Origin of the sequence: Cytobacillus sp. FSL K6-0129 (assembly GCF_038007625.1) — a bacterium.
Classification (GTDB): Bacteria; Bacillota; Bacilli; order Bacillales; family Cytobacillaceae; genus Cytobacillus; species Cytobacillus kochii.
This window is the reverse complement of record NZ_JBBOXM010000001.1, coordinates 1,126,107-1,142,466: the sequence shown is the minus strand read 5'-3', so window position 1 is coordinate 1,142,466 and position 16,360 is coordinate 1,126,107. Positions and strand designations below refer to the sequence as shown.

At 37.6% G+C, this 16,360-nt stretch carries 15 protein-coding genes; all 15 read left to right on the top strand.

What is annotated here, in order from left to right; genetic code table 11:
* Positions 1–273 precede the first annotated feature (273 nt).
* The 15 genes from MHI57_RS05465 to MHI57_RS05395 all read left to right on the top strand — a co-directional run bounded on the left by MHI57_RS05465 (position 274) and on the right by MHI57_RS05395 (position 16,334).
* The gene (locus MHI57_RS05465; protein ID WP_340975322.1) at positions 274–1,644 is read left to right on the top strand and encodes an aspartate aminotransferase family protein; all 1,371 of its coding nucleotides are present in this window, start codon (positions 274–276) and stop codon (positions 1,642–1,644) included.
* Positions 1,641–2,333 (top strand): CoA transferase subunit A, encoded by a 693-nt coding sequence (locus tag MHI57_RS05460; protein ID WP_340975321.1) that lies wholly within the window; start codon positions 1,641–1,643, stop codon positions 2,331–2,333. Before MHI57_RS05465 ends, MHI57_RS05460 begins: the two co-directional genes overlap by 4 nt.
* Positions 2,318–2,980, top strand: coding sequence for a 3-oxoacid CoA-transferase subunit B (locus tag MHI57_RS05455; RefSeq protein WP_340975320.1), 663 nt, complete (start codon positions 2,318–2,320; stop codon positions 2,978–2,980). Before MHI57_RS05460 ends, MHI57_RS05455 begins: the two co-directional genes overlap by 16 nt.
* A gap of 108 nt (positions 2,981–3,088) precedes the next feature.
* Positions 3,089–4,357, top strand: a complete 1,269-nt coding sequence (locus MHI57_RS05450) for a peptidase (protein ID WP_095372880.1) — start codon at positions 3,089–3,091, stop codon at positions 4,355–4,357.
* 90 nt (positions 4,358–4,447) lie between these two features.
* A complete protein-coding gene (locus MHI57_RS05445) occupies positions 4,448–5,869 on the top strand; it encodes an aldehyde dehydrogenase family protein (RefSeq protein ID WP_095372881.1) in 1,422 nt (473 codons plus the stop codon).
* A gap of 70 nt (positions 5,870–5,939) precedes the next feature.
* Positions 5,940–6,800, top strand: coding sequence for a putative beta-lysine N-acetyltransferase (gene ablB / locus MHI57_RS05440; RefSeq protein WP_095372882.1), 861 nt, complete (start codon positions 5,940–5,942; stop codon positions 6,798–6,800).
* A 75-nt stretch (positions 6,801–6,875) separates the two neighbouring features.
* Positions 6,876–8,291, top strand: a complete 1,416-nt coding sequence (locus MHI57_RS05435) for a sigma-54 interaction domain-containing protein (RefSeq protein WP_307313254.1) — start codon at positions 6,876–6,878, stop codon at positions 8,289–8,291.
* A gap of 218 nt (positions 8,292–8,509) precedes the next feature.
* Positions 8,510–9,925 (top strand): lysine 2,3-aminomutase, encoded by a 1,416-nt coding sequence (gene ablA, locus MHI57_RS05430; protein WP_095372884.1) that lies wholly within the window; start codon positions 8,510–8,512, stop codon positions 9,923–9,925.
* 10 nt (positions 9,926–9,935) lie between these two features.
* Positions 9,936–10,226, top strand: coding sequence for a YokU family protein (locus tag MHI57_RS05425; protein ID WP_095372885.1), 291 nt, complete (start codon positions 9,936–9,938; stop codon positions 10,224–10,226).
* 68 nt (positions 10,227–10,294) lie between these two features.
* Entirely contained in the window at positions 10,295–10,513 is a 219-nt protein-coding gene (locus tag MHI57_RS05420) for a YozE family protein (protein ID WP_095372886.1), read from the top strand.
* Positions 10,514–11,189: 676 nt separating this feature from the next.
* A complete protein-coding gene (locus MHI57_RS05415; RefSeq protein WP_180316956.1) occupies positions 11,190–11,996 on the top strand; it encodes a GntR family transcriptional regulator in 807 nt (268 codons plus the stop codon).
* Positions 11,997–12,034: 38 nt separating this feature from the next.
* Positions 12,035–13,054 carry a tripartite tricarboxylate transporter substrate binding protein gene (locus tag MHI57_RS05410; RefSeq protein WP_095372888.1) on the top strand — a complete coding sequence of 340 codons (1,020 nt, stop codon included), beginning with the start codon at positions 12,035–12,037 and terminating at the stop codon, positions 13,052–13,054.
* Between the two features lie 45 nt (positions 13,055–13,099).
* Positions 13,100–13,552: a tripartite tricarboxylate transporter TctB family protein gene (locus MHI57_RS05405; protein ID WP_307313261.1), complete on the top strand. Its 453-nt coding sequence runs from the start codon at positions 13,100–13,102 to the stop codon at positions 13,550–13,552.
* Between the two features lie 28 nt (positions 13,553–13,580).
* Positions 13,581–15,086 carry a tripartite tricarboxylate transporter permease gene (locus MHI57_RS05400; protein WP_340975318.1) on the top strand — a complete coding sequence of 502 codons (1,506 nt, stop codon included), beginning with the start codon at positions 13,581–13,583 and terminating at the stop codon, positions 15,084–15,086.
* A 78-nt stretch (positions 15,087–15,164) separates the two neighbouring features.
* Positions 15,165–16,334, top strand: coding sequence for an acyl-CoA dehydrogenase family protein (locus tag MHI57_RS05395; RefSeq protein ID WP_322909521.1), 1,170 nt, complete (start codon positions 15,165–15,167; stop codon positions 16,332–16,334).
* The last annotated feature ends 26 nt before the right edge of the window (positions 16,335–16,360 follow it).

Here is a 16,360-nt window from a genome sequence, read left to right as displayed (position 1 = left end):
TTAATACACAAATCAAGCTGACTTCACACTTAGAGCCTCCGTCAAATCCCTCATTCAATTCATAACAATGGCAACTAAAATATTCTTTTAAATCTTTAAGAAAGTTTTACATTTCTCAAACATACAATTGAAATAAAAACATAAATCAATCTGATTCGCCCGCTCCAAAAAAATAATAATACTTCATTGCTCGTTTACCTCACATGTTATTGGTAGGTTTTAGCGGGTTTTCTTTATGTACGTTTAAATGCTCGATTAGTAAGGGGGATGGGGATGGACCGCACATATTTAATCAAACCTGTAATAGATGCAGAGTATCCAATGATTGATTATGGCAAGGGTGTATATTTGTACGATAGTGAGGGGAAGGAATATCTCGATGCTTCATCTGGAGCGATTACGGCAAATATCGGTCATGGAGTTCAGGAAATTATTGATGCAATGACAGAACAGGCTAAGCGAGTATCTTTTGTATATCGCTCACAGTTCACAAGTGAGCCAGCAGAAAAGTTAGCCAAGAAAATAGCAAGTTTATCCTTCCCAGAGTTGAATTGGTGTTTCTTTGTCAATAGCGGGTCGGAAGCAACAGAAACTGCCATGAAAATTAGTATTCAATATTGGCAAGAAAAAGGTGTGATGACCAAGACAAAGGTTTTATCTAGATGGATGAGTTATCACGGAATCACTTTAGGTGCACTTTCTATGTCAGGGCATACTGGGAGAAGAGCGCGGTTTATTCCCCTATTAGAAGATTTTCCAGTAATTCAACCTCCTTATTGTTACAGGTGTCCGTACAATAAAGAAGCTCCTGAGTGTGGTTACCTCTGTGCAAATGAGTTAGATAATATGATTAGAAGGATAGGGAGTGAGCATATTGCTGCTTTTATAGCGGAGCCGATCATTGGGGCATCGGGGGCAGCTATCACTCCACCGCAAGATTATTACAAGATTATTAAAGAGATTTGTGAGCGCCATCAAATCTTATTTATTGCGGATGAAGTAATGACGGGATTTGGACGCACAGGTACAATGCTCGCTTGTGAGCAGTGGGGTGTTGAACCAGATATCGTTACATTAGGTAAAGGGATGGGGGCGGGATACACGCCGATTGCTGCTACTTTAGTCGGTGATCATGTGATGGAACCGATTGTCTCAGGTTCTAAGACAATTATGGGAGGGCATACTTTGAGTGCTAACCCTCAAGCCTGTGCCGTTTCACTCGCTGTCATAGAATATTTAGAAAAGAATAAAATTATACCTGAAGTAAAGAAAAAAGGTGAATATTTAAAAGCAAAGTTATTACAGCTACAAAAAAGTTTTTCATTTATCGGGGATATAAGGGGAAGAGGTTTAATGCTGGGGATAGAGTTTGTCCAGAACTTTGTAGAAAAGAAGCCATTCCCTAGGGCGATGAAAGTAACCGAAAGTATGATTAGTATTGCTCAACATCATGGGTTACTTGTTTATCCTGCTGGAGCAGGTTCAGACGGTGTGAATGGAGATGCAGTTATGATTGCCCCCCCTTTGAATATTACTTTTAAAGAAATGGATGACTTAATTCAACGCTTGCAAGAAACCTTACAACAATTTACGAACTTTTATTTAAAAGAAGTCGAGTTAAAGTTAGAAGGTGATGAAGAGTGAAACAGGCACTCAATAAAGTTTCATCTATTGAAGAAGTGGATCACTTATTTTTTGACGGTATGACATTAATGTATGGTGGTTTTGGTGGGGTAGGATCACCGCCGACACTGATTGAAGCGATTAAGCAAAAAGGGGTCTCACAGTTAAAGCTTATTGGTAACGATACTGGGTTTCCTCATATTGGTATTGGAAAAATCGTTAGCCTCGGCCGTGTGTCCCATATAATTACTTCTCATATCGGCTCTAATCCGATTGCAGGCCAATTAATGACAGATGGGAGGATGGCGGTTGAATTTTCTCCACAAGGGATACTGGCAGAGCGTATCAGAGCTGGCGGTATGGGGTTACCAGGGATTTTATCAGATATTGCAATCGATAATGATATCGTACAAAAGGGCAAGGTTTTTTGTGAAATCGCTGAAAAGCGCTATATGGTTGAAACGGCGTTAACAGCGGATATTAGTATCGTTTATGCTAAGAAAGCAGATACATTTGGTAATCTCATTTTTGATAAAAGTGCAAGAAATACGAATCCCCTTTGTGCGATGGCAGGAGACATTACCATTGCTGAAGTAGAAGAAATTGTTCCAGTTGGAAGTTTAGAGGCAGAAGAAATAATTACGCCTGGTGTATTTGTTGATTATATCATCCAATCTGAGGGGGTTGACTGGAAATGGGCTTGGCAATAGAAAAGCGAAATCGTATGGCCAAAAGAGCAGCTGCAGAAATCAAATCTGGAATGGTTGTGAATCTCGGCATAGGTATACCCTCATTAGTACCTGATCATCTCCCTAGAGATTTTGCCGTCATGTTTCATGCCGAGAATGGCATTATTGGGATGGGACCGAGCCCCATCCATGGCGAAGAAGATGAAAACTTATGCAATGCCGGTGGATTTCCTGTTTCTTTAGTTACAGGTGGTTCTTATTTTGATAGCGCGCTCGCTTTTGGCATGATTCGTAGGGGTAAGGTGGATTTAACCATTTTAGGATCATTACAAGTGAGTGAAACCGGTGATTTAGCTAATTGGATTGTCCCGGGTAAAAAGGTACCGGGGATGGGGGGGGCAATGGAGCTAGCCCAAAAAGCGAAAAAAGTGATCGTCGTCATGAATCAAACGGATAAACACGGTCAATCGAAAATTGTGCAAAAATGTAGTCTTCCTTTAACCTCAACTGCTTGTGTCAATATGGTTATTACAGATATGGCAGTTTTTTCGGTTGAGAAAAATCGTGGATTAGTTCTTCATGAGGTCTTTAAACCTCATACTATTGATGAAGTATTACAACTTACTGATGCAACTGTGTCACTCCATGACAAGATTATTTTTTCATAGGGCAAAGGAAAATACTTAGCATTAGCGAATAACTGAAAAGAAAGCACTTTTTCCACATGATTTAACCTTTTTCACCATCGACGATATCTTTAAAGGAGTGGGGCTTCGATGAATGAAGATTTAAAACTCAAAGACTGGTTAAATGAAAATCGAGCGAGGGGTACACGTTTTTTACAAAGGCTTGTTCAAGAAAAAAGTACGCGTGGAAACGAGAGTAGTGCACAAGCAATTATTATTGAAAAATGCCGTAAATTAGGGCTTGCCCTCGATATATGGGAAATTGGAGATGAAGAGCTGCTTAAACATCCTGCTTATTGTTCTGATAGAAAGGATTATAGTGGTAATCCAAATGTAGTGGCTGTTCTAAAGGGCAAAGGAGACGGCAAATCAATCATTTTAAATGGTCATATTGATGTTGTACCAGAAGGGGATATAAATGACTGGACAGATGATCCGTTTAGTGGGCATATCCAAGAAGGTAAAATGTACGGTAGAGGTACAACAGATATGAAAGGTGGAACAGCCGCATTACTACTCGCTTTAGAAGCGATTATTGCTTCAAATATTAAACTGAAAGGTGATGTTATCTTTCAAAGTGTGATAGAAGAAGAAAGTGGAGGAGCAGGAACATTAGCAGCTGTTTTAAGAGGTTACCAAGCGGACGGCGCAATCATACCAGAGCCTACTAATATGAAAGTATTTCCAAAGCAACAAGGGTCAATGTGGTTTCGTGTATCTGTGAAAGGTAAATCAGCACATGGTGGCACCAGATATGAAGGAATCAATGCCATTGAAAAATCGATGTTAGTCATAGAAGGACTTCAGCAGCTAGAGAGAGTGCGAAATGCGAGAATTGACGATCCTTTATATGAAAATATACCCATCCCTGTGCCAGTGAATATTGGCAAAATTAAGAGTGGAGATTGGCCATCTTCTGTACCGGATATAGCTATAATTGAGGGCAGGATCGGTGTAGCTCCTCATGAGAGAATGGAAGACGTAGAAAAAGAATTAGAAGCGGCCATTGATGAGGTGTGTGTGAAAGATGGATGGCTATCAGAAAATATACCAAGTATTGAATGGTTTGGAGGCAGGTGGCAACCGGGGAATCTAGAAAGTGATCATCCATTAATCACTACTGTCGGTAAAGCTTTTGAAAGGGTGACAAATAAAGAAGCAATCATTGAAGCCTCTCCGTGGGGAACGGACGGAGGCATCTTATCAAACGTTGGTCATACACCGGTTGTTGTCATTGGTCCAGGTGTCACAGCTTCTGCTCATGATGCTAATGAATATATTTTTTTAGATGATGTATTTGAGGCTGCTGAGGTAATTGCCCTCTCCATTGTTTCATGGTGTGGCATGGTTGAAGAGTAAATAGATAGTTGCTTAGGTTAGTTGTTGGTTGCAGAAGGGTAAATAATAGATAAACAAACAATATTAAAAGATTAGTAGGAGGCAATTTAGATGCAGCAATTATTATGGATTAACGGAAAACATAAAAATACGCAAACGTTAAAAGCACTAAAAAGTCCTTATAACCAAGAGGTAATAGCAGAAATCGCTCAAGCTTCATCAAATGAAGTAGAAGAGGCGATAGAATCAGCAAATGAAGCGGCGAAAAAAATGAGAGAAATGCCTGCTTATCAAAGAGCAGAGATTTTAGAATCTGTTGTTGAACAATTAAAGGCGCAAAGACAAAATTGTGCTGAGATCATTGCAAAAGAAGCAGCAAAACCGATAAAAGCGGCATTAGCAGAAGTAGAGCGGACCATTATGACCTATCGATTTGCCGCTCAAGAAGCAAGGAATATCCAAGGTGAAACAATCCCTATGGATGCGGCTCCAGGAGGAGAGGGAAGGGTGGCTTACACTGTTCGCGAACCACTTGGAGTTATTGCTGCGATTACCCCTTTCAATTTCCCTATGAATCTTGTTGCTCATAAAGTTGGTCCTGCAATTGCAGCTGGAAATGCTGTTGTGCTTAAACCAGCAAGTCAAACTCCGCTATCAGCCTATAAAATCGCCGAAATGTTTCAAGAGGCAGGTCTTCCAGCAGGTGCGCTCAATGTTGTTACAGGGAGCGGGAGTATAATTGGCGATGTTTTCACCAGTGATGAACGAATTGCGATGATTACTTTTACGGGCTCGCCTGCAGTTGGAAAATCAATTAAAGAAAATGCTGGTTTAAAAAGGGTGACGCTTGAATTAGGATCCAATTCAGCTGTTGTTGTTGATGAACATACAAATATTGAAAGAATCGTACCTCGGATTGTTGCTGGAGCTTATAATTTTCAAGGTCAAGTGTGTATTTCCGTACAAAGAGTCTTCGTTCATCAAAATGTTTTTGCTTCTTTTGTGAAAGCCTTTGTTGCTGAAACCAAAAAGCTTCATTTAGGAAACCCCCTCGATGACCGAACAGATGTATCAGCTTTGATATCTGAAGACGATACAGTGAGGGCTTCAGCATGGATTGATGAAGCGATAAGGAATGGTGCTGAGTTAGCATATGGAGGAAGAGAAGAAGAGGGTGTACTGCAACCAACTATATTATTAAATACAAGGTTGGATGATAAAGTTTCTTGTGAGGAAGCCTTTGCCCCGGTCGTTCATATTAATGAGTTTGCTTCATTTGATACTGCACTTGATTGGGTGAATCAATCTAAATATGGGTTACAAGCAGGTGTGTTTACAAATGACTTGCAAAGAGCGTTTCAGGCTGCGAAAAAGCTGCATGTTGGTGGTGTGATGATTAATGATTTCCCAACATTTAGAGTAGATCATATGCCATATGGAGGCGTGAAGGAAAGTGGAACAGGTAGAGAAGGAATAAAATATGCGGTGGAAGAAATGACTGAAATGAAACTAGTAAGCTTTCGCTTAGCGTAAGGAACCAAATGAGTGACAGAATATGAAGGCTCGGCGAAAGCCGGGCTTTTTCTATAATGGAGGGCGAAAAATGGTTGAAATCAGACAGGAAAAACTGTGTACAAATCATTACGTAATGGACGTTGTAAAGGATTTCTATAATAAACGAATAAGGATTGATGATTATCGTGGTGATATGTGCGCAATCATAAAAAAAATAACTGAAGTTTCCGATGAACATGAGATTGAAAAGGTAATAATTAAAGCAAGAAAGGAGGATTTTGAAACGCTGATACAGAATGGTTTTCTATGTGAAGCTACCATAAATCGCTATTTTCTTGGGTCTGATTTATTCTTTTTCTGTAAGTATTATCAAACAGAAAGAAGAAGAAGTGATGACTGGATAAAAGAAGATGAGATTGTTGAAAATGTTTCTAAATTGTCAAAGGAGTTTCAAATAAATATCCCACCCGCAGACTATCAATTAAGAAGAATGACAGAAAATGATGCCAAAGGGTTGGCTACACTTTATCGGGCTATATTTGAAGTATATCCAACGCCTCTTCATGACCCCGAGTATATTAAGAAAACAATGAATGATGGTACGATTTATTTTGGTTATGTTTATGCAGATGAAATTGTAAGCGCTGCTTCAGCAGAAGTAAATAATGAGTATAAAAACGCAGAGCTAACGGATTGTGCTACTTTAGTGGAACATCGTAAGCATGGACTAATGAAAGTGTTATTACAGAGATTAGAGAAGGAACTTGCAAATGATGGAATCTTTTGTGCTTATTCGATTGCTCGTTCTTTATCTTTTGGTATGAACGCAGCCCTACACCAATTAGACTACGTCTATCGTGGAAGGTTAGGAAAGAATTGTTATATTTTTAATAAACTCGAGGATATGAATGTTTGGGTAAAAGATTTATCAACAACGATCTTAAAATAATTTGCCCAAAAGTTGGCAGTGTATGACAAATTTTCGGCACCTCATCTGTATTTATGGAATAGAGGGGGAATGAGATTGACAAGCGAGTACGGTATTTCTAAAGAGGTCTTATCAGCAATTTTAAATAGCATAGACGAAGGGATTCATGTTGTTGATCAACATGGCTATACGATCTACTACAATGAGATAGCGGCCAAACATGATGGTTTAAAAATAGAAGAAGTGTTAGGAAGACCACTTTTAGACGTTTTTCCCTCGTTAAACAAAAATACGAGCACATTGTTTAATGTCATGCAAACTCAGCAACCAATGATCAATGAACAGCAAAGTTATGTGAACTTATATGGAAAACAGATTGAGACCGTCAATACTACTTTACCGATCGAGCTTGATGGGAAAGTTGCTGGTGCGGTTGAAATTGCGAAAGATTATTCGCGAATTAAAGAACTGAATGATAGTTTGATTGATTTAAGATCAAAAGTAAAAAGCAAAAGAAAAACAGCAACAAGTCATTCACATGCAACCAAATATACCCTTGATAGCTTATTAACAAAAGATGAGAAAATGATAGCGGTAAAAAACGAAGCAAAAAAACTAGCCCGTTCACAGTCACCGATGCTTGTAATTGGGGAAAGTGGAAGCGGAAAGGAATTATTTGTTCAAGGAATACATGATGCATCACTCTCGGCAAATGCTCCCTTTATTGCACAAAACTGTGCTGCTATTCCAGAATCTTTATTAGAAAGTGTCTTATTCGGGACAACGAAAGGAAGCTATACTGGTGCCATGGATCGGCCAGGATTATTCGAGTTGGCTGATGGGGGCACATTATTTTTAGATGAGATTCATGCGATGCCTATAGAGCTACAAGCGAAGCTATTACGTGTGTTAGAAGATGGTCAAGTGAGGAGACTAGGAAGCACAACAAACACATATGTGAACTTTCGCGTCATTGCGGCAATGAATATTCACCCTCAAATTGCCCTGGCAGAAGGGAAAATACGAGCAGACTTATTCTATCGTTTAAATGTACTCACGTTTGAATTATTACCTTTAAGAGAAAGGAAAAAAGACATTGTTTTCTTAACTGAACATTTCATTAAGCAATATAACGAGCAATTTTTAAAAAATATTACAGGTCTACACCCACAAGTACAGCAGTTTTTTTTCAAGTACAAATGGCCAGGAAATGTCAGGGAACTTAAGCATACGATTGAATATATGATGAATGTGTGTAATGGATCAACCCTGACTATTCAAGATCTCCCTCTAATGCTTAAACAATATGTAAAAGAAAAGAAGGACTCTACTAAACAAACTGACTTTGCCCTGCGTCCCGCTTTAGCCAAATTGGAGAACCAATTAATAGAGGAAGCCATCAACCAGACAGAGGGAAATATATTAAAAGCAGCTAAATTGTTACAAATTCCAAGGCAAACGCTTCAATATAAACTACAAAGGCTTGAAGTGATATCAGGTGCTAAAGAATGATAGGGGATGACTAAGCTTTGACATAATAAATGTTCTTCTTAAAGTGCCGAATAATCGGCATTTTTTTTATGACCACCATTTGTTAAGAGCCCTTCTATTAGCTGTTCCCTCCATTTGTATCCACTGTGTAGGTGTTCGCATATCTTATTCTTAGAATGAAATAGTTGGCATGGCTTTTGCATAATAAAATTGACGACTACTTTGAAGGGGGAAATCATGTGAAACAGTTTTTGTATAAGCCAAAAAGGCATTGGAAGGATATCGAACTTTGGAAAGACGTACCTGAGGAAAAATGGAACGATTGGTTATGGCAACTAACCAATACGATAAGAACGTTAGATGATTTAAAAAAGGTTATTGATTTAACGCCTGAAGAAGAAGAAGGGGTTAAAATATCAACGAAAACCATTCCATTGAATATTACACCTTATTATGCCTCACTTATGAGTCAAGATGATCCACGCTGTCCGATTCGCATGCAATCTGTACCCATTTCAGAAGAAATTCATAAAACCAAATATGATTTGGAAGATCCACTTCATGAGGACGAGGATTCGCCTGTTGCTGGATTGACTCATCGTTATCCAGATCGTGTCCTCTTCTTAGTAACTAATCAATGTTCTATGTATTGCCGTTATTGTACAAGGAGAAGGTTTTCCGGTCAAATTGGCATGGGTGTGCCGAAGAAACAATTAGATGATGCAATTGAGTATATTAGAAACACACCTGAAGTTCGTGATGTCCTCATATCTGGAGGAGATGGTCTATTAATCAACGATAAAATACTTGAGTATATTTTAAAAAGCTTGCGAGAAATTGATCACGTGGAAATTATTAGAATTGGTACAAGAGCACCTGTCGTATTCCCGCAAAGAATCACGGAGAATCTATGTAATATTTTGAAAAAGTATCATCCAGTCTGGTTAAATACCCATTTTAATACATCGATTGAAATTACTGAAGAATCGAAAAAGGCTTGTGAAATGTTAGCAAATGCTGGTGTGCCAGTAGGTAATCAATCAGTTATTTTGGCAGGAATCAATGATAGTGTAGCAATTATGAAGAAACTGATGCATGACTTAGTTAAGATTAGGGTAAGGCCGTATTATATTTATCAGTGTGACTTATCTGAAGGGATTGGCCATTTCCGTGCACCTGTTTCAAAAGGGTTAGAGATTATTGAAGGCTTGCGAGGTCATACTTCAGGATATGCTGTGCCAACCTTTGTGGTCGATGCGCCAGGAGGAGGAGGGAAAATTTCTCTTCAGCCGAATTACTTGATCTCACAAAGTGCTGATAAAGTAGTCTTAAGAAACTTTGAGGGAGTAATTACGACTTATCCAGAGCCTGAAAACTATGTCGCAGGTAAAGCTGATGATTATTTCCAAGGTGTATATGGAGATATGGAAGATATGAAATCAAAAGTAGGTATTGCGGGCCTATTGAATGATGAAGCATTTAATCTTGTCCCAGAAGGATTATCAAGATTAAATCGTCGTGATAATTATGACCATGATCCATCTCATAGTAATTTGAAGAATCGTAGGGAAAAACGTGACGAGTTAAAAGAAAAGAAATACCAAGCAGAACAAAAGAAAAGGTCAGAGTCGGAAACGGCAGCTTCTAATGAGTGAGGTGATAACAATGCATAGCCATTGTACATGGTGTGATAGTAAGCATATTGAAGAGACAAAAGCCAGTGTGTTTTGGGAGCTCCCAGATGGCACGAGAGCAATAGAAATTACCCAAACACCATCTATTTTGTGCCAAGACTGTGATATGGAATATCAACCTGATGAACAAGTTAAAGAAATTGAAGATCAACTTTTTTTAATTGATACGAAAACAATAGATAAGGAGATTTCTTTTGCTGAATTGATGGCTAGACCACGATTGCTTAAGAGAAATTATTTTGATTTCTCTCATTTAGATTAACCTAATGCTTGATTTGTTATTAACTTTCCTTCATGATGTAGAAAAACGGATTAAAGGAAGTTGGTACGATGGCAAAATCTTTTTATCATTTTTTAATGACCTACCGCCATCCTGAACCAAAGGATGAAATAAGTATTTTTGCAAACGATGCTTACCTTGATCATAGTTTTCCTAAAATGTCTAAGAACTATCAAGAAATCAGTTCTTACCTTGAGTTAAACGGATCTTATTTAGCAACGATGACTGTCTTTGATGAAGCGTGGGAACTATATAATCATAAGGGATAAATGCTTAGTGTTACTCAATTTCTTCGCCTATGATTCTATTAATATGGTGTAGACTTACGTTTTATATAAGAGAGTAGGAAGTAAATTTAAAAGTACCTTATAGAGTAGATACGTAAAAGATCTACCTAAAGGTGCTTTTTATTTATAATTGACTTGGGTATGACCGCCGTGTTTTATACTCCCTAGCTAGTAACATAATATCTTTGATAGGATCAAGGACCATAATCTTCATATGAAGTGAATGACATGTTTATTTAATGAATTGCCTATAATAATGGAAATATAATATTAAGAATAAATTGACAATTACAAATAGTTTTAATAAAATGTTAGTTAATAAGCTAGGCATACGCCCAAATCTTCGTTAGGAGGGGTAATAGAAAAGAGATATATTTAGAAAAAGCTGTAGGAATAGCTTGGTGTTTATACGCCCGTTTGCCATACCTTAATCATAAGGGCGAATATATCAGTATTTTTTTAACTTGTTATATAACGTCTACATACATGTATAAATGTATGGGGGAGTTTGAAGTTTCTAAACCAAAAGAAGTTGGGAATTTAAACTAAGGGTGAAATGAGACTTATTAAAGAGCTTATCCCAATAGTTTTCCTGAAAAAAATTTTTTAAGTTTATATATAACATCTATATACATGTATATATGTGAGGAGAGTTATGATGACTATTAATCGTGAAAGTTATATACCTTTATATAAACAAATTGCTCAAGACCTTCAAAGGAAGATTGAGAATAACATCTTTGAGCCAGGACAGAGATTACCTAGTGAACATGAATTAACAGAAGAATATGGGGTAAGCAGATTAACGGTTCGAAAATCAATAAAACTTTTATTGGAAGAAGACCTAATTATCATTCAACAAGGAAAAGGTATGTATGTTAAATTTCCAATCATTCAAACGGACATTATGAACGATGTATTAGACGTGCAAAACTTTAGAGGATTTTATGAAACTTTAACAGGTCAAGGTCTAAACGTGAAAATAAAGTTAGTCAAATACGGCGAAGAAGAGATACCAAAAAATATTGCCGAAGCACTAGAATGCTCGATGGATACTAAAATACGTACAATATACCGAATATTTTATTTGAAAGATATGCCGATCGCTTTTAACATTACCTATTTATCCCCTGAATTAGTTTTTACAGAAAAGATGATCGATGAAGTGGAGCACCAACCATTAAGTACATTGTTAAAAACAAGCCAAGATAATTCTCTGCTGGGTCTTGAGGAAATAAGATGTTCAATAGGGGTACGTCCTGTTTCGAAGGAAATAGCAAATAGGCTAAACGTCCCTAATAACCAGCCTCTAATGACATTAAGCCGAGTATTTTACTATAAAGATGCTTCTCCTCTTGTAGCAGGGCTCATGTATCTAAATACAGACTGTTATCAATTCACTATTAGAAGTAACAGTAAAGATAATAATGATAAGCCGACTTTAGAGATGTTATCAATTTACTGATAAAAAATAAATTTAAAATTAGGGGGGAATATTTTAATATGAAAAAAATGAAAGCGCGTTCATTCGTTGTTGTTTTGCTAGTTACATTAGTAATGCTAGTTTTATCCGCGTGTAATTCATCAGATGTTGCATCTTCGTCTGAAAAAGCAAAAGAAGAAAATGAAGGCTTACCAGAGAATTATCCTAATAAATCTATTGATGCACTTGTTGGTTTTGCTCCTGGTGGTGGTCAAGACATAATTATGCGTACAACGGCACAAATTTTAAATGATGCAGAGATAATAAAACAATCTTTTGTCGTCACTAATAAAACAGGTGCTGGAGGTCGTATTGCAAGTGAAGAATTAGCGAGGCAAAATAGTGATCCTTACAAGTTAATAGTGATTCCTGAATATGGTCCAGGTTGGGACCCAAGACTTAGTTTAAAGTTTTCTGATTTCCAACCTATTGCTTCCCTGGCTACTAGTGAACTATTTATCTATGTCCATAAAGACTCCCCATATGAAACGATAGAGGAGTTGTTAAGTTCATTAAAATCGGAGAAAGATGTAACTATTGGTACACTCGGTCCAATTGATGGGGGTGAAGCCTTTAAATGGGATCTAATCAAACAAGGTGCAGGTATTGATAAATTAAACTTCGTTCCAATGGAAGGGGCTTCTGAAGGCTTGACGGCTGTACTCGGTGGCCAAATTGATACAACCTTAGGTGTACTTCCATTAATTAATGACTATATCAAAACAGGTGAAGTGCGAGTGTTAGCTGTCCTTTCAGAAGAACGTTCTAAAGATTTACCAGATGTCCCGACTTTAAAGGAATCGGGAGTGGAAGTTGCTTTCCATCGATATACAGGAATTTGGACAGGTGGGGACGTTTCAGCTAAGGTTGTTAATTATTGGGCAGAAAACCTAGAGGAAATGACAGAAACAGATACCTGGAAAACATTTTTAAAGAACCGTGGTTTGTCTCCTTATTATCTAAATACGGAAGAATATACAAAATTAATTGAAGAAGAAGGAATAGAGTTTAAAAAATATTTGGAAGATTTAGAAAAATAATTTTCTTGTAATTATTAAATTTCATTTCTCGAAAGGAGGTTTCGTATGTTCGTTGAGCGCTATTTTGGATTGTTTTTACTGTTTATTAGTATTGTTTTTCTCATCATGTCGTTTGGTTTACAAGTATATTCGACTAATCTGGGTGCGGTTGGAGCAGGCTTTTTTCCACGAATCATTTCCATATTATTATTCCTGCTTCTTTGCTTCCACCTTATGCAGATAATGAGATTAAAGAAAAAAGAGTCAGAAGAAGAAGTCGATAAAAAAATCCGATTTCAACAAGTTTTCATTATCCTCTTTCTTGCAGTGACGATTGGATTATCACACTTCATTGGCATGCTAGCAAGTATAGGGGTGTTTATGTTCACCATTTTAGCATTTGTGCAGAAAATACCTTGGTTTAAAGCGTTTACCTTTACCATTGTTGTTTTGATTTTGATGTATTTGATTTTTGAATTGTGGTTAGATAGTCCGCTACCATTGGGTATTTTTGGATGAAAAATAATTCATTTCTGGGGGTGAGATTTTGTTATCGGAATTATTAACTGGATTTACAACGATGCTTTCAAGTCCAGAAGCAATGCTCTGGTGTGTAATTGGTGTAACTTTAGGCACAATCATCGGTGCATTACCTGGCTTGGGTCCTATTACCGGCATGGCCCTTCTGTTACCTTTAACGTTTAAGATGGACCAGTTAAGTTCTTTAATTTTATTAATGAGTATTTATTTAGGATCGATGTATGGGGGACGGATTAGTTCAATCTTAATCAACGTACCTGGAGATGGTGGCGCCATTGTGACAACATTCGATGGTTACCCATTGGCGAGAAAAGGAAAAGCCGGGTATGCCTTAACATTAAGTGCGATTGCTTCATTTGTTGGGGGCGTTTTTGGGTTTGCGGGTATGGTATTTTTAACCACCATCCTTGCTAGATATGCACTCATGTTTGGACCCACGGAATATTTCTCACTCATCTTATTTACGTTGATTGTAGCTTGTGGGTTAACGCAGAAAAATCCATTAAAACCAATTATCGCTACATTGTTAGGTCTGTTACTATCAACTATCGGAACAGATATGGTTACAGGTGAGGAACGTTTAACTTTTGGCTTAGTGGAATTATGGGATGGAATGAATATCGCTGTCATCGGTATTGGGCTTTTTGGTATTTCAGAAGTACTGTTTAGGCTTGAAGAGAAAGTAACTACAAGAGGGATGAAGACAGATATAAAATTCTCCTCTTTATTTCCAAAAGTAAGTGAGGTTGTTAGTAACACGGGTTCGATGATAAGAGGATCAATTATCGGATTTATCGTAGGGGTTTTGCCAGGACCCGGTGGTCTTCTATCCACGTTTTTGTCTTATACTGTCGAGAAAAAGTTGTCGAAGAAACCTGAGGAATTTGGAAAAGGTGCCCCTGCTGGATTGAGTGGTCCAGAAGCTTCCAATAATGCGTCAGTAGGTGGTGCACTTATTCCTACATTTGCTTTAGGTATACCTGGTTCCGCTTCTGCAGCCATATTGATGGGGGGACTCCTTATGGTTGGCTTACAGCCTGGGCCGCTTTTATTTGAAAATTCTTCAACCATCGTGTGGGCATCATTTGCAGGCTTTTTCATTGCAAATGTATTGCTGTTAATATTAAACGTTGCTTTTGTGCCTGCCTTTGCCTTTTTAATCCAAAAAATTGAACTGTTCCTAGTTCCATTTATTGCTGCATTTTGTTTTATTGGTGTTTATATGATTAATTATAGTTTTTTTGATATCTGGCTTATGATCATTTTTGGACTGCTAGGTTATTTTTTTAGAAAAACGAATTTCCCTTTAGCACCGTTCTTTTTTGCATTTATATTAGGACCAATGCTTGAGGATAATCTTAGGAAAGCAATCTTGACTGCCACAGGTGATTTAACCGTATTCTTTAAAAGCCCGATCTCACTATTTTTCCTAATAGCAACAGCTATCGTTCTAGTACTTCCACATATAAGGAAAAATAAAACAGAAAAAGATTCTTCCACTAAAAACATGTAAATAGGATAAGGAATCGTCATCGTTTGGTTTTATATAAGATGTATATAGATGTCTACACATAATCAGGAGGGAGTATATATGGTGATAACGAGTGAATCACAAGAATTACTTACTAAAATGCGTGACTTTATTTATAATGAGCTACTTCCATATGAAAAAGCAATGAATATTAAGACGGAAGAGGTCATTCCGAACGAAGCTATTCAATGGGTGAGAAATAGAGCCATTGAATTAGGTTTTTATGGGATTACTCTACCACACGAATATGGTGGTCAAAATGTAAGTTTAAAAGAGTTATGTTTGCTAAAAGAAGAACTAGCTCGGTCAGGGTCTGCTCTATGGGGATTTGTTTTAGGTGAAAAAGGCGGTGTCCTTAGAATCGGGCAGATGCTTGAATCATTCACAAAAGAACAGATTGAGAAGTATGTTAATCCATTAATTAGAGGGGAAACGAGTTGCTGTTTCGCTCTAACCGAGCCAGGAGCAGGTTCAGATGCAAGAGCAATCCAAACGACTGCCGTAAAAGATGGAGATGGATACATTTTAAATGGTATCAAGCACTTTATTAGTGCAGCACCATATTCAGATTTTGCTATTGTAATCTGCAAAGAAGTCGTTGAAGAAAAATTTGTTGGCATAACGGCCTTTTTAGTTGATAAAAAAACAAATGAAAAACCGGGTTATGAATTAGGTGAGACACAAATTCCCATTTCAGGAGAACGTGGAACAGGGGAACTGATTTTTAATAATTGTCGAGTACCTTCTGAAAATATTCTTGGAGCATCAGGGAAAGGATTTTTACTTGGAATAAAAAGGATCAGTCAAAATCGAGCCATTTGGGGGGTTACATATATTGGGGTGGCTCAAAGAGCATTAGATTTATCGATTGAAAGAGCAAATGAACGAAAGCAGTTCGGACAGTCAATCGGTGAGTTTCAAGCTATTCAACATATGCTAGCGGATATGGCGACAGAGATTTATGCTGCAAGGTGTATGGTGTACGATGCTATCGACAGAATCGAGAGTGGGGAAGATAATCGAGCAACTGCCTCAATGGTAAAACTGTTTACATCTGAAGTGGCTGGACGTGTGTTGGACAAAGCCGTGCAAATCTTCGGCGGCCAGGGGCTTTTGAAGGGCCATCCAATTGAACAAATGTATCGTACGGTAAGAATGTTTAGAATTTTAACTGGTACTTCTGAAATTCAGAGAAATACAATTGCGAAAGAATTGTTACAGACAAAGTAAAAATAAAATAAAGGATAGGTGATTCT